The sequence below is a fragment of the Microvirga ossetica genome (assembly GCF_002741015.1).
GTDB classification, from domain to species: domain Bacteria; phylum Pseudomonadota; class Alphaproteobacteria; order Rhizobiales; family Beijerinckiaceae; genus Microvirga; species Microvirga ossetica.
In genome coordinates this window covers 2,190,592-2,212,989 of record NZ_CP016616.1, presented here as the reverse complement: position 1 = coordinate 2,212,989, position 22,398 = coordinate 2,190,592, and the positions used below count along the sequence as shown (strand labels likewise).

Annotated in this window: 15 protein-coding genes; 4 read left to right on the top strand and 11 right to left on the bottom strand. The window is 63.3% G+C overall.

What is annotated here, in order from left to right:
• Nucleotides 1–75 precede the first annotated feature (75 nt).
• The 11 genes from pelG to BB934_RS10375 all read right to left on the bottom strand — a co-directional run bounded on the left by pelG (nt 76) and on the right by BB934_RS10375 (nt 18,572).
• Nucleotides 76–1,455: an exopolysaccharide Pel transporter PelG gene (gene pelG, locus BB934_RS10420; protein WP_099509567.1), complete on the bottom strand. Its 1,380-nt coding sequence runs from the start codon at nt 1,453–1,455 to the stop codon at nt 76–78.
• Nucleotides 1,455–2,984 carry a GT4 family glycosyltransferase PelF gene (gene pelF / locus BB934_RS10415; RefSeq protein WP_099509566.1) on the bottom strand — a complete coding sequence of 510 codons (1,530 nt, stop codon included), beginning with the start codon at nt 2,982–2,984 and terminating at the stop codon, nt 1,455–1,457. The genes pelG and pelF overlap by 1 nt, the downstream gene beginning before the upstream one ends.
• Entirely contained in the window at nt 2,977–4,050 is a 1,074-nt protein-coding gene (locus BB934_RS10410; protein ID WP_157934122.1) for a hypothetical protein, read from the bottom strand. Before BB934_RS10410 ends, pelF begins: the two co-directional genes overlap by 8 nt.
• The gene (locus BB934_RS10405; protein ID WP_099509564.1) at nt 4,007–5,449 is read right to left on the bottom strand and encodes a GAF domain-containing protein; all 1,443 of its coding nucleotides are present in this window, start codon (nt 5,447–5,449) and stop codon (nt 4,007–4,009) included. Before BB934_RS10405 ends, BB934_RS10410 begins: the two co-directional genes overlap by 44 nt.
• The gene (locus BB934_RS10400) at nt 5,446–6,822 is read right to left on the bottom strand and encodes a polysaccharide biosynthesis/export family protein (RefSeq protein ID WP_099509563.1); all 1,377 of its coding nucleotides are present in this window, start codon (nt 6,820–6,822) and stop codon (nt 5,446–5,448) included. Before BB934_RS10400 ends, BB934_RS10405 begins: the two co-directional genes overlap by 4 nt.
• Nucleotides 6,823–6,849: 27 nt before the next feature.
• The gene (locus BB934_RS10395; protein WP_099509562.1) at nt 6,850–8,628 is read right to left on the bottom strand and encodes a tetratricopeptide repeat protein; all 1,779 of its coding nucleotides are present in this window, start codon (nt 8,626–8,628) and stop codon (nt 6,850–6,852) included.
• Nucleotides 8,625–9,524: a glycoside hydrolase family 191 protein gene (locus BB934_RS10390; protein WP_157934121.1), complete on the bottom strand. Its 900-nt coding sequence runs from the start codon at nt 9,522–9,524 to the stop codon at nt 8,625–8,627. The genes BB934_RS10395 and BB934_RS10390 overlap by 4 nt, the downstream gene beginning before the upstream one ends.
• A 146-nt stretch (nt 9,525–9,670) precedes the next feature.
• Entirely contained in the window at nt 9,671–16,303 is a 6,633-nt protein-coding gene (locus tag BB934_RS10385) for an Ig-like domain-containing protein (protein WP_099509560.1), read from the bottom strand.
• A 431-nt stretch (nt 16,304–16,734) separates the two neighbouring features.
• Nucleotides 16,735–16,890 (bottom strand): hypothetical protein, encoded by a 156-nt coding sequence (locus BB934_RS47005; RefSeq protein ID WP_157934120.1) that lies wholly within the window; start codon nt 16,888–16,890, stop codon nt 16,735–16,737.
• A 118-nt stretch (nt 16,891–17,008) separates the two neighbouring features.
• Nucleotides 17,009–17,890, bottom strand: coding sequence for an SMP-30/gluconolactonase/LRE family protein (locus BB934_RS10380; protein WP_099509559.1), 882 nt, complete (start codon nt 17,888–17,890; stop codon nt 17,009–17,011).
• Complete coding sequence (locus BB934_RS10375; RefSeq protein WP_099509558.1) at nt 17,883–18,572, bottom strand: GntR family transcriptional regulator; 690 nt, start codon at nt 18,570–18,572, stop codon at nt 17,883–17,885. Before BB934_RS10375 ends, BB934_RS10380 begins: the two co-directional genes overlap by 8 nt.
• A gap of 205 nt (nt 18,573–18,777) precedes the next feature.
• Here BB934_RS10375 and BB934_RS10370 point away from each other — a divergent pair, with 205 nt between their 5' ends.
• Genes BB934_RS10370 through BB934_RS10355 form a run of 4 tightly spaced genes read left to right on the top strand, consistent with a single transcriptional unit; the run spans nt 18,778 to nt 22,374 of the window.
• Nucleotides 18,778–19,974: a UxaA family hydrolase gene (locus BB934_RS10370; RefSeq protein ID WP_157934119.1), complete on the top strand. Its 1,197-nt coding sequence runs from the start codon at nt 18,778–18,780 to the stop codon at nt 19,972–19,974.
• A 20-nt stretch (nt 19,975–19,994) separates the two neighbouring features.
• A complete protein-coding gene (locus BB934_RS10365; protein ID WP_157934118.1) occupies nt 19,995–20,804 on the top strand; it encodes an ABC transporter permease in 810 nt (269 codons plus the stop codon).
• Complete coding sequence (locus BB934_RS10360; RefSeq protein WP_099509555.1) at nt 20,801–21,559, top strand: ABC transporter permease; 759 nt, start codon at nt 20,801–20,803, stop codon at nt 21,557–21,559. Before BB934_RS10365 ends, BB934_RS10360 begins: the two co-directional genes overlap by 4 nt.
• Nucleotides 21,556–22,374, top strand: a complete 819-nt coding sequence (locus BB934_RS10355; RefSeq protein WP_099509554.1) for an ABC transporter ATP-binding protein — start codon at nt 21,556–21,558, stop codon at nt 22,372–22,374. Before BB934_RS10360 ends, BB934_RS10355 begins: the two co-directional genes overlap by 4 nt.
• The last annotated feature ends 24 nt before the right edge of the window (nt 22,375–22,398 follow it).

The following is a 22,398-nucleotide window of genomic DNA, read 5'->3' as shown; positions in this document are numbered from 1 at the left end:
CTCTTATGCGCAGGCGACAGGGACCGCCCGCGCCAGCCGGCAGGGCTCGGCCGGAGCCGCCGGTGCGGGGAAGGCCTAGTGCAGCCCGCGGTTGTTCGCGATGAAGGTCATGTAGGGCAGGCGCGTGATGCACCAGATGCCTGCCAGGCACGCGACCGCAAACGAGAGCAGGCTGGCGAGGAAGTAGCCGTAGCCGGTCCACGGCGCGCCGAAGGGAATGAAGGCCAGCGTCAGGATCGCGTTGGAGGCGAAGAACAGGCACGTGACGCCAAGCAGGATGCGGCGCAGGTCGAAATAGGCGATCACGATCATCGCGAAGAGCAGCAGCGTGTGGAAGAAGGCGCCGAGAACGCCGAACCGGAACATCGAGACGAGCTCGATCCCGCCCTTCGCCAGGCCGATCAATCCCGGCGCGACCAGGATCGCCAGGTAGCAGATGATGCCCTGAACGATGGCGATGTTCCTGATCCCTTCGCCCAGCACGCTCAGGATGAGCTTGTGGTTCTGCCGGATCCTCTGGAGCGTCGCATGGTTCTGGATGTCCCTGTAGAAGGCGACATATTGCTCGAAGAAGCGCGTCTCGATGGAGACGAGGAAGAGGATCAGCGCCGGGACGATGGTCAGATAGGCCAGGAACATCGAGCTGTCATAGGACGGATTGGTGATCACTCCCGGCGCCACGGATTGACCGTCGGGGGAGAGCCACATCACCCATTTGTCGACCCAGATGGCGGCGTTGTAGAACAGCCCGACGCAGGCGAGATCCCAGTATTTCCGGAAGGACGGCAGAAGCCCGAACGGATTTCTGATGCCATAGGGATATTCGGCGAGAATGCAGCCGAGAAGGATGTAGAAGATGACGGCAAGGCCGAGGGTGAGGCCGGCAAGCGCACCCGCTTCGCCGTAGCGCGGCGACAGATAGGTTCCCGCCGCGAAGGCGACCAGCATGCCGAGCGCGAAGGCGAGGCTGATCGCGCGGTAATTCTTCAGGGCCGAGAGGAACACGCAGGCCAGCCACACCCCTCCCGTCACGAGAAAGCCGAGGAGCGCGAGAAGACTCTCCGCTGCGGAGAGGTCGAGAACGAGCGTGACGAAGGCGATGCCGACAGGAGCCTGGATGCCCCAGAGCAGGATGAGCGCGCCGATCAGGACGCCGGGAACCTCCTCGGCCTGCCGGGCGTACAGCAGATCGGCGAGATGGCGCGTCAGCACCATGACGATCGGCCCGGAGAAGACCAGCGAGAAGGAGAAATTGTAGATCAGGAGTGCGGTGACCCGCGACAGCGCCTCGCGATCCAGTACGCCCTTGGTGGCGGCCTCGAAAGCCGCGAGCGCCAGAACCGTGAACAGCCAGGGACCCGCGGCGACGATGGCGGCATGGCCATAGCCTTGAAGCCGGGCGCTCAGATCATCCCGCTCGACCAGGGTCCTGAGCGCAAAACCAATTCCGGCCATCACACATCCTCTAGAGCAAGAGCCGATCTTTGCGGCATCTCCAGATGATCCTGATAGAGGTCCCGATAGAGTCCGTCGACGACGCGTTTGTTGTAGTACTTTTCCGTCCTCGCCCGGATGGCCTCGCCGTATTGCTTTCTGAGATTGTCGTCGAGCAGAAGATCGGCGAGGCCTTTGGCCGTCGCCAGCGGATTCGAGAGCGGCGTCACGAAGCCGCCCGGGCCGAGCGACGGGACTTCGTCCGCACGGCCGTGGAGGATCTCCCGGCACGAGCCCACATCCGTCGCCACGCTCGGCACGCTGGCCGCGCCCGCTTCGAGCAGGACGAGCGGCTGGGCCTCGCTGATGCTGGTGAGCGCGATGGCATCGACGTTGCCGAGATAGTCCTGCAGCTTCACGCGTCCGGAAAACTCGAAGGTGTTCTCCAGGCCGAGATGAGCGACCATCTGCTGGCATTCGTGAAAATACTCAGGATCCTCATCCGTCGGGCCAAGCAGCAGGACGCGCACATCCGGCACCATGTCGCGCAGGAGGGCGGATGCGCGGATGAAGGTCTTCACGTCCTTGATCGGAACGACCCGTCCGATCAGGGCGACGGTCGGCCTGCGGGGCGAGGGATCGCGGGGCACTTTCGAGAAGCCGTCGTAGTCCACGCCGTTCGGGATGATCTGGAGCTTTTCCGCCGGAGCGCCGTCGCGGGATTGCAGGACCTGATTGCCCGTATAGAGCGTGGTGATGCGGCTGCACGCCTCGTAGCAGGTGCGGGCATAGCCGGTGAAGGCGTCGATCCACACGTCGCGCAGGTCGCGCCGCCGCCCTTCGATATCGAGGGACGAGGGCATCTGATCCGAGAGCCAGTCCGCCATCGCGATCTCGACCCGGCGCTCGTTGGTGTAGATGCCATGCTCGGTCAGGATGCCGGAGCGGCCCGTCGTGAGAACGGCGCGCGCCATGGCGACGCCCGCATAACCGGTCGAGATCGCATGATAGACCTTGGCACGAGGCAGTTTGGCCAGCAGCACGGAGAAGAGGCCGCCCGCCAGCGCGCGCCAGCTCCAGAAATAGTTGAGGAACGAGCTTCCCGGCGTCGAGCGCTCATACATGCGCTCAACCATGGCGAAGATCGCCTCGGTGTTGAGGAGCGAGGAGCGAGAGACATTGGCGCCATGGCGCTCAAGGACGTCGAGGAGCTGCCGGAAATCCGCGAGCCCGCCGCGCTCGAAAAGGCGCGTCATGGGTCCTTCGATATCCTTGGCGATATCCTGGCGGCCGGAGACGATCGGCACCCGCGAAGAATCCTGCTGCAGGGCGATCTCGGTCATGCCGATCACGTTCGGCGGCAGCTTGAAGCGACTCTCCTTGGGGCTGTCGTCCGCAGAGAGCACGATCAGGTGAAACGTGAGATGGCTCTGCGCCTGGATCAGGTCGTGCATCCAGCTCGATACGCCGCCGGCCACGAAGGGATAGGCGCCTTCGACGATGAGGCACACATCGGCTTCGGTTTCGGTGGTGCTGCGATTCTCAACCATGGGCGGGCGTCCACAGGCCGAGGGAGGCGCGGATCGGTTCGTCCTCCGCGCTCGCCGTGAGGCTAGAGAGCAGCCGGGCGCTGACGCGGCGCAGGAGGCTGAGCCGCTTCAGGCTGTAGAGCGCATCCGCCATGGGAGCAACAAGCGGGTGCGGAATCGATTTCGCTCGCAGCCAGGGCATGAGCAGACGCATCGCCAGCCCAGGCCGGTCGAGTTCGAGGAGAAGCCTCGCAACGGTGGCGACGAGCTCCGGATCGCGGGGCGAGGCCCGAAGGAGCTTCATGTTGATGTCGAGTGCGATCGTCCGCTCGCTCGCCGCCCGTTCGGAATCGAGCAGGCCGGTCTGGGCATAGGATTCGTGGTGAAGAGCGATCCTGCGCATGATCGATGGGTTGCCTGGATCCCGTGCGCGCTCCTCCTGCAGCACCACGGATCGTTGAAGGAAGTGGTTCTCGATGCGCGCCACCGCCGTTGCCGCCTGCACCCGGATCGCAGGCTCGGGATCGTTCAGGGCCCGTTGCAGCGCGGGCGAGAATTCCGGCTTGAAATGGTCGGCGATCAGGGTGACGACCGACTGCTTCTGCACCACCGAGCCCTGGTCGAGCACATCGCAGAACGGCGCGACCGTGCTTTCCCGGCTCGGCTTCGCGCCGCGCCACTCGATCAGCTCGTAGAGCGCCTGGGCGCGGTCGGCGAGGGCGCGCGGGAAGAGGCGCTCGTACCATTCCTCGAAGGATATCGAGGAGCGGCTCGAAATCCATCGCACCAGCTCCATCACGGCGCAGCCGACGACTCCGATGGGCCCGAGAGCCACGAGCGACACGACATAGAGCGCCATGCCCGCACTGGAATCGCTGCGGCGGAGCCATGGCAGGCTGCCGGCAATGATGAAAACCGATACGATGCCGTGAAACAGCACAAGCTCCGTCATGGCGGCGCCCGAAGACCAACCGTGAAGCACGAGGGCGATCTCGGCCGCAACCGAGCCGCCGATCAGCAGCTCAGGCCGCGACCGGAGGTTTTCAAGCTTTCTGCTGAGCATCGACAGGCAGCTGGATGGTGACATCGAGAAGAGTCTCCGAGCGCAGGCTCTTCTCGCGCCGGTTGCGGTGAAGAATTTCGACGAGGTGGCGGGAACGCACCGGGTGGCCGTCTTCCGCCAGGATGGCGCAGACGCGGCGGATGAAGCGCTTTGCCATATCGTCGGCCGTATGCGGCTCGTGCCCCGGCAGGAGAACGGCATAGGTCCATCCTCCCTTGCCGAAGTTGAAGCGCAGGTTGTTGGGCGAGAGGATGTCGCGCGCGGCCTGCAGCACGGATTGCGCGACCAGAGCCTCGTCCGGAACGCCATGGCCGGCCTCCGGCTCGAAACCGGCATAGAAGGCGCACGCGTCGAAACCGGATTCCCGCGCGAGATCGGTCAGGGCCGCCCGCTGGCCGTCATAGAAGGATCCCGGCAGGAGCTGCTGCATCGGATCGGAATCACGCACCGCCTTCAGCGCCTCGATCCGTTCGGCGTTCGCATAAGCGGTGCCGATCCATTCGCACAGGGTCTTGAAGTTCTGCACGCTCGCCGGGTTCAGGCCCGTCAGGCCGATGCGCTCGATCTTCAGCATGCCGAAGACCGCTCCGGTCTGCGCATGCACCAGAGGCGCCGCGAGAATTCCCTGGCCCGCGAGAGTCGACTCGTGGGACGTGTCGGAGGCAAGCAGCGTCTGCTGACGGGCGACGATGGCCTGGAACATGGATGATGAGGATCCGAATGCCTTCAGAAACCCATCGCTCGCATGCCAGCCCTCGCTCGCCGAGACGGACAGGGACGAGCCGTTCAACAGGAACAGCGAAAATTTCCCCGGCGCCATGATCGCGCGCACGAGGTCGGGAATGCCGGCGAGCACATCATCGGTTCCCTGACGCTCGATGGAGCGGGAGGCGCGATAGACGGATTGCACGGTCTGAACCTGCGCCGCGACACGGACTTCAAGCGTGCTCTTCGACTCGGACAGCATCTCGTAGGCCTGCGCGATAGCCGCCACCTGCCGACGCGCATTCTCGAGCGTTCCCTTGAGTGCCTCGAACCGGTGCCGGTGGCCCGACCTGATCTCGCCCAGGAGCAAGGCCGCCATGATCCAGAGCACCGGATCGGCGCTCACCCTGAGAAGCCACGCCGTGCTCTCCTCGTTGAAGCCCTGCTCGGGAATGTGCCCCGCGAGCGCGGCGACGGCGCACAAGGCCGCGGTCGCAAGACCCTCGTTCGTCCCGTAATAGGTCGAGACGAGGAGAACGATGATCCAGAAGGGGTGAGGGGATATTTCGGAAAAGCGGTCTCCTGCCCCGAGCAGCGAATCCACGAGCAGGGCGACGGCGAGAAACAGAAGAGTTTCGACGAGCGCGGAGACACGCAGGCCCAGGATGGCCCGATGCGTCCGAGACTCGTCGATATGCGATACACCAGGCTGCGTCATCGAGCTGCGCTAGCCTCCGTCACGGATGCGCCATTGGGAGGAACCTGCGCACCGAGCGTCGAGCCCGTCTCGCGCCCGGCAACGTTCGTACGAACCGAGTGGGCGAACTGGACGACGAGAATGTCACCCGGCTGCAGGGGCGTTGCGCTCGTCGCGACGATCTCCGTCTCCGTGGCGGAAGCATCCTGGCGAACCAGCTTGAAGCCGGGGCGCTGGTTGCGTGAAGGCATGAGCTCGGTTTCCGCGAGCGTCTGGTCGGCGAGCAGAAGCTTCTGCTCGAAATCGTCGAGCGCGCCCTGCAGGGTCTGCAGCTCCCCCGCAATGTCCTGCTTGCGGCGGGCATCGGCCTCCTGCGTGGCGTTCTCCGCCTTCACCAGCTCCTGCTGCAGCCTTAAGGATTTCCCGTCGAGCTCCTGCTTGCGGATGGCGACATCGGCGAGCATGCGGTCGATGTCGAATTCGCGGCCCATGGTGGCCAGTCCGCGCGATTGCAACGAGCGAAGGTTGTCCGCCTGCTGCTTGGTGGCATCCCTGTGGCGCTCGAGGCTTTCCGCTTGAGCCTTGAGAGCCTGAATTTCCTGTCCGTAGAGATCGATGAGCTTCTTCTGTGCGGCGATGGAGGTGCTGAAGGCGCGGCGTCTCGCGTCGAAGATCGTGCCTTCGAGGCGCATCGCCGCCGCGACGACCGGATCCGCTTTGCGGGAGGACATGTCCTCAGGAAACTCGATCGCCTCGGCGTTCTTGAGTTCGGCCTCCAGACGGAAGCGGCGAACAATCAGCTCCGTGACGCGGGCGCTCAAGGAGCGGCGCTCGCCGGCAGCCTGCAACGCCTCCCGCTGTGCCTGAGCGGGTGTCTGGGAAGCGGCGCGATAGAAGCCGCCGGCCAGGCTGACGGCCTGCAGGGCAGTGATCCCGGGACGATAGGCATATTCACCCGGACGTTCGAGATCGCCCATCACGAAGAACGGGCGGAACTGAACGATCTCGATCGACGTGGTCGGGCGCTCGGACAGGGACAGCTTCGCCTGCAGCTTTTCGGAAACCTGCGTGGCGAGAACCGTCGGCTCGAGTCCGAGAGCCTTCACATCGCCGACGAGCGGAAGCGAAATGAGACCGTTGGGGCTGACCGTGTATTCGCCGTTGATGGGCGAGCGCAGTTCGCCGGCTCCCGTGAACCACTCGATGACGCTGACGCGGATCTTGTCCTGGGGACCGAGTTCGTAGACGGGCGAATCCGCAAGCGCCGCCCCAGGGCTCATCCAGGCTGCGCCGGCAACACAGGTCCACACCGAGATGGTCCTGAGCATCGCCGCGATGCGCCCACGGGCTTTGATGGAGCGGCTGTCGGATCGGGAACTATAAAACATCGGCATTATCGGTTTCCTCAATCGGTTGAATTCTCATCGCGTGGCGGTGCGGTCCAACGGTCCCGCGCTCGCCATGGCTTCGCTCGGCTTCAGCCGCACCAGAGGAGCGCCGAAGAGCACTTTGACTTCCGCGAGCAGCATCCGGTCGCTGTCGGTTCCGCGGTCCTGAACGAGGCGTGTGGCTGCAGCCAGCGCAAGGCCCTGGCTTCCGCTCTTGATCGACGTGAAGACGAGATCCTTCAGGAAGTCGGGACCGATCCTGCGGTCTTCGTTCGTCTTCAGCCATTCGATCACGGCATCCTGCCGGCGCGCTGCAGTGGCCGCGATCGCCCAGGCCCGATCGGCCTGCAGCGAAGGCTGCTTGTCTTTCAGGACCTCGAGCACCGCCTGTCCCTCCACCGGCATGCCGAGATCCGCATAGAGGCGGGCGATCGGGTCCAGCAGATTCTCGGGAATGTCGGCGGCGCCTGCGAAGGCCGGGCGCTGACCGTCCTGGAAGGCGAAAGGCAGACCGGATCTGAGCGCGGCGAGCGCGAGGTTCCTGCGCATCAGGCTCAGCTCGAGCCGGGCGAGCTTCATGGCGGTCTCGGGATCGTTTTTGGCATCGCGCGCGGCGAGGCCGGCCCACTCCATCGCGGCCTGGCGGTCTCTCAGGGCCGAAGAGGTTTCGGCCATGACGATCGGAGGCAGAGTGCTCCGCTCGTTCCTCAGCCGCTCTCGAACGGAATCGACCACGGCCGACCGTCCCGCTCGCAGCGCCACCGTCGCCGTCGCAGGCAGAAGATCCGCCGGGATCGAAGCGATGCCCATCGCCTCTGCGGCATCGGCCGCGCGCATGTGCAGGCCCATGGAAGCCGCAAGGCGCAGCCGCAACTGCGCCAGGTCAGGATGGACCTTCGCGCCGGCGGCGAAGGCCTCCAGGCGGCGCAGAGCGGCTTCCCGTCGGCCGGCATCGATTTCGGCCTGTCCCGTCGCCATCACGAGAGCGGGTTCGCGGGATTTGCCCGCCAGCGGCGTCAGGAGCTTCAGGGCGAGATCCGGATAGCCTTGAACGGACAATGCGCCGGCCAGGGGCAGGACGTCCCGTGCGGGATTGCGGGACTTGGCGAGAAAGCGCTCGCCGCGCTCGAGGGCGCCCGCCACCTGGCTGGCAGCGACCCGCAGGGACATGTCGAGGGCCACGACGCTCGCATCGACCGCGCCGGGCCGAAGGGTCTCGAGCCGCCTGATCAGCTCGATGCCGGCTGCAGGATTGCCGGTTGCCTTTTCCAGCTTGGCGAGCTCGATGAAATGCGCCGCATCGGGACGCGACCGGCCGACGAGCTGGCGAAGCACGCGCCGCTGCTCGATCGGGCGGTTGAGCTCGCCGTAAAGCTGCGCAAGTTCCTGAAGGGTGGCCGGCGTCGGCTGGATCGTGCCGAGTCGCTCTACCATGCGAAGGGACGATTCGAGGCGGCCGAGCCGACGATAATAGCCGGCCAGAGCCTGAAGCAGCTCGGGGTCGCGCGGGTGTTCGCTCAGGAGCTGCTCGAGGAGCGAGACGGCGCCCGCCACATCCCCGACCTGGGCGCGGGCCTGCGCGAGCGCGCCGATCGTCGCGGCGGAGGAATCGCCCGCACCGTATTTTTCCTCGAGAATGGCAATCGCCTTATGCGTGAAGCCAAGCTCCAGGTTGAGGCGCCCCAGCTCGGCGCCGCGGGGCACGAAGAACAGGCTGAGGGAGATGGCGGCAACGACCGTGAGCAGCAGCGCATGCTGCCCGCGAAGCGTGTTCCAGACGAACGTGCCGATGGTGCGAGCGGAGCCGATCATGGGGCTCTCTCGTTCGGCAGGCGCTCGGGCACGATCTGCGTCAGGTCCGGCGTTGCGATGTAGGGGACGAAGCCGTCGGCGCGTGCTTCGGCATAAAGCGCGGCAAGGCCCACGCGGTCTTTCGGATTCCAGTAGTCGAGCGAGAAGAGCTGCAGGGACGGGTCACGATCGCGCGCCTCGAGCATCCGCGCGCGCTGCCATTCGATATCCTGCTCCGTCCGGCGGAAATAGGCCCCGGTCTGCGGATTGAAGGTGGTGCGCACCGACTCGCCCAGGAGATAGTCGAACTCGCCCGGAATTTGCGGCAGGATCGCATAGCCGCGATTGACCATGATGATGATCGAGGGAAAGGCCGCCCGGATGGCTCGGACGAGATCCGCAGCCGCGGCGATCATGCCTTTGAACTTGACCGGGTCCTGACGCTCCAGCGACTCGGCGCTGTCGAGGGTATCGAGAAAGATGCCCTGATAGCCGTTCTTCAGGATCGAAGGGATGATTTCGTTCAGAAGCAGATTGCGCCAGACATCGCTGCGCACGTCCACGAAATAAGCGTCGGGCCAAGCCGGGTTAGGCGCGCCCAGGACGCCTTTCGAGCGCAGGCGGGAATAGAACGGCCGGCCGGAATGGACCTCCGCGATGCTGACATAGCCGAGGATCGTCGATTCGACGTGCCGCCTGACGAAAGGCTCCGCCGCCTCGCGATCCTCGATGATGACGAGGGAAGCGTCGTCCGGAATCGTGTCGTAGCGATCGCCGTAATAGACCATGAGCGATTGGTGCTGGCGATAGAGCTTGCCGGCGTGACCTGCACCCGCAAGGCTTTTGTCGCCGTTGCCCCGAAGGGCGGCCGCCACCAGCACGGCCAGAGTGATCCCCACCACGCGCCGATTCAGCATTGGCTTATCCATATCGGATGCTCGGATGCGGGTGCTGATCATTCGACGCCAGGACATGATTCAGGTTTCGGTTTCTCTTAAAAGCCCGGAGACGGCTCACCGAGGAGCGAACGGGCGCTCCTCGGTGCCGAGCTTTTTCCACGTGCTCAGAACAGGAAGTCGTCGAAGCCGATCGCCTTGACCTTGACGTTCGTCAGCGTGACTGATGTGCTGGCATCGAAGGTGACGACCGTATGGCTTCCCTGCTGCTTCACGTGGTCTGCCTTCCATGCGGCGAACGAGTTGGATGTCACGTTGAAGTCGAAGAAGCTGACATCCAGCTTGTCGTGCCGGCCTCCCGTATCCTCGAAATCCATGATCTTGTCGCGGCCGCCGTTCGACTCGAACACGAAGACGTCGTTGCCCCGCCCGCCGCGCAGGATGTCGTTGCCGCCGAGCCCGGCCAGGACGTCGCTGCTGCTCGAACCGGTGATCGTGTCGGCAAATTTCGTGCCGATCACACCCTCCATGTCGCGATACTTGTCGATTCCCAGGCCGGCAGCCCTTCCATCGAAGGTGGCGTATTTGGTGTTGTCCTGGGACAGGGTGATCTTGATTCCCTTCGTGCCGTCGGAAAAGTCGAGCAGATCCTTGCCGCCATCGCCGCTGATGGTGTCGTTGCCCTTGCCGCCACGGATGATGTCGTCGCCGCCGCCGCCTTTCAGGGTGTTTTTGCCGCTCGTTCCGACGAGCCAATCCGCGCCGCCGGTCGCTTTGGCCTGAGTCGCTCCGAAAGCCTTGAAGGCACCCGTTCCGGCGTTGCCGGCCACATCGGCGTAAGTCGCGTTGTTCACGCCGATCGAGACCTGTCCGCCACCGCTCATCAGCGGAGTCAGGATGGCTGTGTAGGTCGTACCTCCATGGGAGGTCAGGCTTTCCAACTTTGCCCCGGTCACGATCACATCCTGCGCCGTGAAGGTGGATGGGTCGATGGCCTCGCTGAAGGTGAATGTGGCGAGAATGGCGTTGCCGGAGCCGAGCTTTGCCTGCGTGATGCTGACGGTTGGGTCCTTTGTATCGATGGTGTAGTTGCCGCTGTTGGAGCCGCTGCCGGCGTTGCCGGCCAGATCGGTATAATTGCTCGTGACCCTGACGATATTCGTCGCATCCTCGATGTCGTGGGTCGGCGTGAACAAAGCTGTCCAGGTCGTGCCGCCGTCCGACGACACCAGATCGCTCAGCGTGCCGTTGTCAGCCGTGACATCGCCGGCGGTGAAACCGGTCACTTTTTCGGAGAAGACGATCGTGACGAGAGCCGTTTCACCGGCCCTGAGGAGCGTCTGGCTGAGGTTGATGGACGTGACCGTCGGTGCCTTGGTGTCGATGCCGAGCGTGGCGACACTGACCGCGCCGGCATTGCCGACGATATCGGTGTAGCTGCCGGCCTTCAGGGCGATCGAGGCCACGCCATCTTGGTCCGCGAAGGCCTTGAACGTGCCGGTATAAACCGTGCCGCCGGCATCTGGTGTCAGGCCCGTCAATATCCCGCCGACAACGTCCAGATCGGTGCCCGGATCGAAGCCTTGGGGAATTTCGCTGAATGTGATCGTCACCGTCGATTCGCCCGCTCCATCGAGTGGAGGCAGAACGATTGAAGCGATTGGACCCTTTGTATCGATGGTGTAGTTGCCGCTGTTGGAGCCGCTGCCGGCGTTGCCGGCCAGATCGGTATAATTGCTCGTGACCCTGACGATATTCGTCGCATCCTCGATGTCGTGGGTCGGCGTGAACAAAGCTGTCCAGGTCGTGCCGCCGTCCGACGACACCAGATCGCTCAGCGTGCCGTTGTCAGCCGTGACATCGCCGGCGGTGAAACCGGTCACTTTTTCGGAGAAGACGATCGTGACGAGAGCCGTTTCACCGGCCCTGAGGAGCGTCTGGCTGAGGTTGATGGACGTGACCGTCGGTGCCTTGGTGTCGATGCCGAGCGTGGCGACACTGACCGCGCCGGCATTGCCGACGATATCGGTGTAGCTGCCGGCCTTCAGGGCGATCGAGGCCACGCCATCTTGGTCCGCGAAGGCCTTGAACGTGCCGGTATAAACCGTGCCGCCGGCATCTGGTGTCAGGCCCGTCAATATCCCGCCGACAACGTCCAGATCGGTGCCCGGATCGAAGCCTTGGGGAATTTCGCTGAATGTGATCGTCACCGTCGATTCGCCCGCTCCATCGAGTGGAGGCAGAACGATTGAAGCGATTGGACCCTTTGTATCGATGGTGTAGTTGCCGCTGTTGGAGCCGCTGCCGGCGTTGCCGGCCAGATCGGTATAATTGCTCGTGACCCTGACGATATTCGTCGCATCCTCGATGTCGTGGGTCGGCGTGAACAAAGCTGTCCAGGTCGTGCCGCCGTCCGACGACACCAGATCGCTCAGCGTGCCGTTGTCAGCCGTGACATCGCCGGCGGTGAAACCGGTCACTTTTTCGGAGAAGACGATCGTGACGAGAGCCGTTTCACCGGCCCTGAGGAGCGTCTGGCTGAGGTTGATGGACGTGACCGTCGGTGCCTTGGTGTCGATGCCGAGCGTGGCGACACTGACCGCGCCGGCATTGCCGACGATATCGGTGTAGCTGCCGGCCTTCAGGGCGATCGAGGCCACGCCATCTTGGTCCGCGAAGGCCTTGAACGTGCCGGTATAAACCGTGCCGCCGGCATCTGGTGTCAGGCCCGTCAATATCCCGCCGACAACGTCCAGATCGGTGCCCGGATCGAAGCCTTGGGGAATTTCGCTGAATGTGATCGTCACCGTCGATTCGCCCGCTCCATCGAGTGGAGGCAGAACGATTGAAGCGATTGGACCCTTTGTATCGATGGTGTAGTTGCCGCTGTTGGAGCCGCTGCCGGCGTTGCCGGCCAGATCGGTATAATTGCTCGTGACCCTGACGATATTCGTCGCATCCTCGATGTCGTGGGTCGGCGTGAACAAAGCTGTCCAGGTCGTGCCGCCGTCCGACGACACCAGATCGCTCAGCGTGCCGTTGTCAGCCGTGACATCGCCGGCGGTGAAACCGGTCACTTTTTCGGAGAAGACGATCGTGACGAGAGCCGTTTCACCGGCCCTGAGGAGCGTCTGGCTGAGGTTGATGGACGTGACCGTCGGTGCCTTGGTGTCGATGCCGAGCGTGGCGACACTGACCGCGCCGGCATTGCCGACGATATCGGTGTAGCTGCCGGCCTTCAGGGCGATCGAGGCCACGCCATCTTGGTCCGCGAAGGCCTTGAACGTGCCGGTATAAACCGTGCCGCCGGCATCTGGTGTCAGGCCCGTCAATATCCCGCCGACAACGTCCAGATCGGTGCCCGGATCGAAGCCTTGGGGAATTTCGCTGAATGTGATCGTCACCGTCGATTCGCCCGCTCCATCGAGTGGAGGCAGAACGATTGAAGCGATTGGACCCTTTGTATCGATGGTGTAGTTGCCGCTGTTGGAGCCGCTGCCGGCGTTGCCGGCCAGATCGGTATAATTGCTCGTGACCCTGACGATATTCGTCGCATCCTCGATGTCGTGGGTCGGCGTGAACAAAGCTGTCCAGGTCGTGCCGCCGTCCGACGACACCAGATCGCTCAGCGTGCCGTTGTCAGCCGTGACATCGCCGGCGGTGAAACCGGTCACTTTTTCGGAGAAGACGATCGTGACGAGAGCCGTTTCACCGGCCCTGAGGAGCGTCTGGCTGAGGTTGATGGACGTGACCGTCGGTGCCTTGGTGTCGATGCCGAGCGTGGCGACACTGACCGCGCCGGCATTGCCGACGATATCGGTGTAGCTGCCGGCCTTCAGGGCGATCGAGGCCACGCCATCTTGGTCCGCGAAGGCCTTGAACGTGCCGGTATAAACCGTGCCGCCGGCATCTGGTGTCAGGCCCGTCAATATCCCGCCGACAACGTCCAGATCGGTGCCCGGATCGAAGCCTTGGGGAATTTCGCTGAATGTGATCGTCAATGTCGACGTGCCGTTTGCATCAAGGGGTGGCAGTTCGATCGTGGAGGTTGGAGCAACTCTGTCGAGGGTGAAAGTGAGGGAGGAGGCCTCCGACAGCGCTCCCGTTGCGTCCTTCTGGCGGACATGGACCGTATTGATACCCTCGACCGGCGCGAAGGAACTGGTCCAGCTGCTGCCGTCAAGCGAGTACTCGGCGGTCGCACCGGAGGCGATACCGGTCACGCTCAGATTGCCGTTGCTCGAAATGTTGTCGGCAATCGAGGTTCCGGTATCTTCGGCGAGAGCGACGGCGGGCGCCGCCAGTGCGAGCTTTACGGAGATTGTGTGGGTGCTATTGCCGTTCACCTTCAATTCGAGTTTGTCGCCGACGAGCTTTGCGATCTCGGCGCCGGTCACGGTCAACTGCCGCCCCTCGGGATTGGTCAGAGCGATAGCGATCTTACCCTCGCCCTTGATCGAGAAGTCGAGGTTGACCCCATCGCCAGTGACCGAGAGAAGTTGGGCACGTGAGGGCAGAGCCGTGATGTGCGTCACATCATCCGGCGTGTTTCCGAGCTTGATCGTGAAGGCCCCGCCATCGGCGTCCATGAAGACGCTGTCGTCGTCATAGGCGTACCAACCGGACACGCTTGCGATCTTGTGCCCCTCAAGATCAAGGGCGAAGGTGCCGATCTGGTTTGCGGTGACCGTGGCTGTGATCGTGTTGCTGGCGCTGTTGAAGCTGTAGTTGAAGCCCGCTTTTTCGAATGCCTTGATGCGCTGCGCAAGATCCAGCATCGTGACGAATTCGGTGTCCTTTTCATAGGCGTAGCGCAGGAACTCGGTGTACATCTCCTCGGTGTAGCGAGACGGCCCGTCGTTCACCATCCACTGCGTCGGCCCGTAATCGTGCCACGGCCAGACGAAGACCGGCATGTCGGACTTCAGGGACAATTCGTTGAACTCTTTGATCCATTCCTGCTTCGCCTGCTCGGCATTCAACCCGCCGCCATATTCCGGCGCGGCATCGACCATGGAGAAGTCGAACTTCATGTTGGGCGCGAGATAGACGCTGTCGGAGCCCGGAGTGATGTATCCGAAAGCGCTGGGATAGCCCGCGCCCACGCCGGTATAGCCGCCGGTCATGTACGAGAAGTACTGGCCAATCAGTTGCGAGGTGGCGAGGGATTCCGGAGCGCCGGGAACGGCCGCGCCTTCGATCGTGATGCCGAGCTGCTGTTCCAGCATCTGCTTAGACCGCTGGAATTCGAACTGAATCTGCGCCGGCGTCAAGGCATTCGTATCTTCGGGGTGCGTATAGGAATGAGTGCCGATCTCATTCCCCATGGCCAGGAGCTGTTCATAAACGGGCTTCGACTTCGTCCAGTCCGTGGTCTGTCCATTGCCGGCGTCATTGCCGATATTGACGTAATAGGACCCGACGAAATTGAAGTCCGTCTTCCATTTCTCGACGATGGAGAGCATCTTGTCGTAGATGCCGCCGCTGACGTTCTCGATCTCCTGCGACTGATCCATGTCGTTGCGCGAAGCGAACAAGGATGCCTGACGGCCCATCTGAAGCTTCAGCTCCGGAACGTTCTCGGGGCGCGCCGCCCAGCCGATGGCATGCAGCAGCATGTTGCTGTCGGCCAGCATGCTTTCCGTGGCGAAGAAGACGTTGTTGCCGCCGGTCTGGGTGGCCAGAACGGCATTGTGTGTGCCGTCCGAAGCGGTTTGGTTCGCCAGAACCTGTGTAGTCCCGCCGTCCACACCTTCAAAATAGGCCGTGCCAACCTGCGATGTGGCATTCTTCAGGTAGGTGCGGATCTGCTCGCCTTCGCCATAGCCGATCACGGTGCCGCTCTGGCCGCCGGTCGCCGTCACGGTGACTTCGTCGACATTGTTGCCGCCGACCCGCTTCACGCCCAGCAATGACTCCATACGAGCGTAAGTATCGGGAAGAGCTGCACCTGTTTCGTCATTCGTCATGAAGTTGCCGGCGGCAACGAGGCTGATGCCATATTTGTTGACGGCGTCTGCCAGGACGTCCTCGATCGCGCTCAGCTTGTCTTTGTTAACGTTCGCAAAGGAGGGGAAGATGATCGCGTCGTAGTTTACGACCTTGGACAGGTTCGTGAGGTCGCTTTCCGTCAGGATGTCGAATGGGACGCCTGCCGCAATCGCCTGGCTCTGGGCGGCCATGATGAGCTGGGAATAAGCAGTCGCACTGAAATATTTCGCCGCGCTGGATTCCGAGAAGACGATTGCGACCTTGAGATTCGTGTCCGTCCTGACCGTGACAGGATCGTCCGTGAGCGTGAACGGTGCGTGCGTGTAATCACCGGGAAGGTAGACATCATCCGGGCCTGGCGCGCCTTCCGCATTAAAATCGATCAGGGTGCTGACGGCGGTCGAATTGTTGATCTTCGCCCTGTCGATTGCCAACTCGACAACCTTGCCGTCGGCCGAACGTGCGAACGACACGCCATCGGTCACGAGGGTCGGGGTTCCGTCCCCCGCTAAGGAATAGAGAGTCGGCCGAATCTCTCCCAGTTCACTGCTTTCGAACTCGATCTTATAGTCCGCGCCGATTGCAAGGCCCCAGAAGGAATGTCCTGTTGCCGTATTCTTATCCGTATTCAGCCACATTGTGCTGTTGGCGCCGATGGAAACCGTGCTGGACTCAATGGCGAAATGAAAGATTCCATCGACGAAGCGCCCGTAGACCTTGGAGCCATTTAAGCCAGTCATTCCAAAGTCGAGACGGTCGATATTGGTCCAATCCGTAAGCTGACCGTCGAGCGTGATCGTTGAGGCCAAGATCTTAATCCCCCGAAAAACTTCATGAATCTGATAGAATTCGTTCTCTCTCGAATATTATTGAAAGGGGGTGTCGATAAAGCTGTCCTGAAGGGCTACCCTGTCGGACGGGAGCTTCTACAAGACCTACCCCCTGCCATGCGGCGTCGCACCGAGCTCATGGAAAATCGGGGGTAGGGCCCTGCCAAATATGCGGCCCAAATGTGGCAAAGCGTCAAAAAGGTGGGAGACCGGCCTACGCCGTTCTGGGCAGGAGGGTCTTCCTCCATCCCACCCCGAAAGGATGCGAAAGATGGGGACAATCCTCCCAAGTTGCGGCGAGATCACGCAGTCGTGTTGGGAGCGCGATCCCCTGCGAGGGGGCGGGCGTCCGTTCGGCCGCTCCGCGCCTCAGCCCCGCGTTCCGACTACGGTACTCACGGCTCGCCGAGTTAGCTGAACAGGATCTGCCGCCACGACTCGCTCTGAACCGTTTCCGGTATTGCCACGTCGATCAGCTTGCGGAGCGGGCTGCCGAGAGGCAGCGCGATCCCGTACATCTGCTGGTGGAAGCTTACGTCGAGCATCGCGGCGGCGGAGGCGAGCAAATGAGGCCGTGTTCATCCACCTGACGGCGGAACGCACGGAAGGATGAGCGCATGAACGATCATCTCTCGCCTGCACGTCACAGGCACATCATGCATCTTTATAGCGTAGGATTGCGCGTCACCCGGCGAAGGCCGGTTCCAGCCGGCCGGCAACGCCGACATCGAGAGCGAGCAGGCTGCCGGCGAGAGGTTGCGACTCGAGTTCCGATTCCGACAGCTTCTGCGTTGCCGTCGTGACGAACAGGGTGCGGAGGTCCGGGCCGCCGAAGGCGCAGGAGGTCGGCTGGCTCACCGGCAGCTCGATCAGCCGATCGAGGCGGCCGTCCGGCGCGAAGCGGGCGAGGCAGCCGCCCTTGTAGCGCGCATTCCAGATGAAGCCCTCCGCGTCGACGGTCGCGCCGTCCGGAGCACCCGGCACTGCATCGGCATCGACGAGGACCGACCAGGTGCCGACGTCTCCGGTGCGAACATCGAACGCTGCCTGCTCGATCTGTCCCTTTCGCGAATCGGCGAAATACATCGTCCGGTCGTCGGGCGAAAACGAGATGGCGTTTGCAACGCAGACGTCGCTGCGAATTCTGGTCACGGACAGGTCGCCATCGATGCGATAAAGACCGCCGGTGGGATGGAGGCCGTAATCCCACATGCTGCCGCACCAGATCCTGCCGGCGGCATCGCATTTCGCATCGTTCAGGCGATTGTGCGGAAGGTCGAATTCCAACTGGACGAGCGGCACCAGATCCGATCGATCCGGGTCGAATGCGTGCAGCCCATCCTTCAATGCGACGACGACGCCACCGCTCCGCCGAGAGACGACGGCACCGATGACCTCGGGCATCGGCCAGGTTGCTTTCCGCCCGCTTGCCACATGAAGCCGGTGGAGGCAGGGGCGGCGCAGGTCGACCCAATAGAGACAGCCGGTCGTCTCGCTCCAGGTCGGAGATTCGCCGAGGATATCGCGGCTGTCGGCCACGACCTCGAACCGTGTGCCGCTAGGCATGGTTCCTCCGCTTCGCGGTCTTCAGCGGCACGACGCCTTTCAGGTTCGGGTCTGCGGCCATGCATTGGAGCAGGTCGTGCTTGGCCTTCTCGATATGGGCTCCCATCAGCATGGACGCCGAGGACGCATCCCGCCGCTCGATGGCGCGGATGAGATGCCGATGGTCGTCCGATACGTTCTCGAAGCGCTTCGGGGTGTAGCCGTAGCGCTGCCACAGGGCCGCGACCAGCAGCCAGTGCCGGTCGACGAGGGAGAGGGCACCGGGATTGCCGGCGGCCTCGTTGATGATGCCGTGGAAGAGATGATTCACTTTCGGAACGGAAACGAAGTCGCCGGCGGCGACGAAAGTCTCGAACAGGTCCTGAGCCTCGACCAGCTTGCGGATGTGCTCCTCGGTCCGCCGCTCGGCCGCCCGGCGTGCCAGCATCGTCTCGATGGCGCTGCGGATATCGAACAGGTCTTCGACGAAGCTCAGATCGATCGAGCGCACCCGGGCGCCGCGGTTGGGCTCGATCACCACGAGGCCTTCGCCGTGCAGCTCGCGCAGGGCCTCCCGGATCGGCATATGGCTGACACCGTAGCGCGTTGCGAGCTCATCGATCCGCAGCCGCGAGCCGAAGGGGAGGCTTCCCGAAATGATATCGTCCCGGAGAAGGCGCTGGATGTCCGGTATGCGCGACATGCGCACTCCTCAACTGGATTTGAGCAAATCTCGTCCCATACAAGCCTGGATTAGTCAATAAGTCGCCAAAGTAGCACATTTTTGATCAAAAACACTCTTGCCACTTTGATCAAAGAAAGGCAGGTTGGGCCGCATCGCCGCGGTAGAACAGGCGGATTCGGGAGCTGATTGCCCGGCTCTTGATCAAAATTCTGAGGGAATGTGCATGCTGACGCCATCTCCCCAGCCTCCGGCAGCGGCCGGAAGCGGGCGGCTCATGGGCTATCGCCGCGCCAATGGCCGGGTCGGGATCCGGAACCATGTCCTGGTGCTCGGCATCAATGGCCTCGCCGTGCGGGTGGCGGAACGCACCGCGGCGGCGGTTTGCGGCTGCATTTGCGTGGCGACAACGGCCGGGCGCGGCCATGTCGAGCCGGACCTGACCTGTCAGATCGATCAGCTGGCCGGTCTCGGCCGGAATCCCAACGTCGCTGCCGTTCTCGTGGTCGGCGTCGATGCGAAGACGACGGAGCTGATTGCGCACCGCATCGCTGAAACCGGCAAGCCTGTCGAAACGGTGACCTTCGCCGAGACCGGCGAGGATAGGCTTGCCGTGCTCGACAAAGGCATCCGGAAGGCTGCCACGCTGGTTCAGCAGGCATCGCTCCAGCGCCGGGAGGAATTCGACGTCGTGGAGCTGATCGTCGGAATCGAATGCGGCCATTCGGATGCGACGTCGGGCCTCGTCAGCAATCCGGTCGTCGGGAAGGTGGTGGATCGCCTGGTCGACCGCGGCGCCACGGTGATCCTGGGGGAGACCGTGGAATGGCTCGGCGCCGAGCACCGGCTGGCATCCCGGGCCCGCACGCCTGTCGTCGGCGAAGCCATCATGAATGCTGTGCGGCAGCGCGAAGCCATGGTGGCTGCATCGGGGCAAAGCCTGACCTGGAACAATCCGGGCGAGGAGAACATCCAGGGCGGCCTGAGCACCATCGAGGAGAAGGCGCTCGGGGCCGTGATCAAGTCTGGCTCGCGCATTATCGATGGGGTTCTCGATATCGCGGAGGCGCCGCGCAAGCCCGGTCTCTACCTCATGGACGGACCGTCCTTCTCTCCGGAATCCCTGACCGGCTTCGCCGCGGCCGGCGCGCAGCTCATGCTGTTCACCACGGGACCCGGCAACAGCTTCGTCAATGCGCTTGCTCCCACCATCAAGATCACCGCGCAGGCGGAAACCGCGCAGCGCCTGATCCATCAGATCGATTTCGATGCGAGCGCCGTCTTATCGCGGGGCAAATCCTTCGAAGCCGAAGGCGAGCGCCTGATGGCGAAGATCGTCGATGTCGCCTGCGGCACCCTCACATGGGGCGAGGTGCTCGGCGAAGGCCTGGAGGTTCTGACGCGCATCAGGGGATCCCTGTGATGGTGCAAAGGATCACAGGGATGATGGCGTCCTTTGGCGGCGCAATGATGGGAAAATCGACCGCTCCGCGACGCTGGCCTGCCTGGACGATCTATCTTCGCACCATGGGGCTGTTCTGCCTCCTGTGGTATGTCATGTCCTGGCTCACGCCGAACAAGATCCTGCTGCCCTCGCCGCTCGACGTGGCCTCGGCCCTACGCGACCGCATCGACGATGGAGAGCTGCTCACCAACGCCACCGTGAGCCTTGCGCGGCTGCTGGTCAGTGTCTCGATCGCCTCTCTCATCGCCATACCGCTCGGGCTTGCCATGGGCACCAGTCGTCTCTTCGAGGATCTGCTCGAATGGCCGGTCGAGCTGCTGCGGCCCATCGCGGGCATCGCCTGGATCCCCCTGGCGCTGTTCATGTTCGGCATCGGTAATGGTTTGCCGATCTTCATCATGGTCTACACCGCCTTCTTTCCCCTGCTGCTCGGCACGGCGGCGGGCGTCCGCAATGTCGACCGCAGGCTCATCTCCGCTGCGAGAACGATGGGGATCCCGAAAGGGACGCTGATGCGCCGGGTCATCGTTCCTGCGGCTTTGCCCTCGATCATGACGTCGGCGCGCCTGGCGGTTGCCGCCTCATGGACGGCGGTGGTGGCGGCGGAGCTCGTCGGCGCTCCCAGCGGTCTCGGCTACGCGATCGAGTATTACCGCAGCATGCTCGACACGCCATCCGTGATGGCCTTCATCATCGTCATCGGCGTGCTGGGATTTCTCTGCGACGCAGCCCTGCGCTCTCTCAGCGCCGCCCTGATGCCCTGGGCAAATGCGGAGGAGAAGCGGTGAAGCACTTTCTCATCCGGGTCGCGACGCCGATCGTCCTCATCGTTCTGTGGCAGCTCTTCGCCGATGCGTTCGGCTCGCCGAGAATGCCGCGCCCGAGCGCGGTGGTCGCGTCCGCCATGAAGCTGATCGGCAGCGGCGAACTGGTCACCGCGCTCGTCACCAGCTTGGGCCGCGTCTTCTCGGGCTTCATGCTCGCCTCTGCCATCGCGATTCCTCTCGGCATCCTGATGGGAAGCGTCAGAACGGTCGAACGGAATCTCGATCCGCTCGTGGAGAGCTTCCGGCCCGTCGCGGCGATCGCCATTCTGCCGCTGGTGATCCTGTGGCTCGGGACGGGCAGCATGGCCGCCATCGTGATCGTCGCCTATGCCGCCTTCTTTCCGATCCTGATCAACACCATCGCCGGCGTAAAGCGGGTCGACCACAATCTCCTGCGGGCCGCCTACACGATGGGCGTTCCTCCCGCGACCCGCATGTGGGTCGTGCTTCTGCCCGCGGCCCTGCCGGCGATCCTCGTCGGCATGCGGATCGGCCTCGGAATGGCTTGGACCGCGATCATTGCCGCCGAACTGGCAGTCGGTGCGAAGGCAGGCGGCGAGGGCGGCATCGGCCAGATGATGTTCATCTTCTACGCCTACAGCGTCGAGCTCAACGGCATCGTGGTGTGCATGATCGCCGTCGGCATCGTCGCGCTCCTTCTCGACCGCATCCTTCGCGCAGCGCTTCATGCTTCCGTTCCCTGGAGCCGCCTATGACCCAGCAACCCGCTCCGAAGATCACGCTTGCGCATGTGCGCAAGGAGTTCGGCGGAACGCCCGCGGCGGTCGTGGCCGTCGACTCTCTCTCCCTCGACATCCAGCCGGGCGAATTTCTTGCCATCGTCGGACCTTCGGGATGCGGCAAGACGACGGTGCTCAACATGCTCGCGGGGCTGGAGCCCGTGACATCGGGCACCATGACCATGGACGGCAAGGCCATTTCCGGCCCAGGCGCGGAACGGGGTGTCATGTTCCAGGATTATGCGCTGTTTCCCTGGAAAACCGTCGTCGGCAATATCGGCTTCGGCCTCGACCATGGTCCTGCCGGACATGGATTGTCGCGCGCCGAGCGGGGGGCCCGCGTCGCGCGGGTGATCGACCTCGTCGGGCTGAAAGGATCCGAGACCAAGTATCCGCATCAGCTCTCCGGCGGCATGCGGCAGAGGGTGGCTCTGGCGCGCCTCGTCGCCAACGAGCCGGAGATCCTGCTGATGGACGAGCCGCTGGCGGCCCTCGATGCGCAGACGCGCATCATCCTGCAGGACGAGCTCTTGCGCATCTGGGGACAGGACAAGCCGACCTCGGAGCGGCGCACGGTGGTCTACATCACCCATTCGATTGATGAGGCCGTCTTTCTGGCGGATCGGGTCGTCGTCCTGAGCAGCCATCCGGGCAGGCTCAAGCGCATCGTCGATGTCGATCTGGCACGACCGCGCAACGACGAGACCCGCAAGAGCCGGAGCTTTGCGGAGCTCAGCCAGACGATCTGGGAGCTGATCCGAGAAGAAGCCTATCGGGCAACCATGCAGTAACGAACTGCAAGCGTAAGGGAGGAC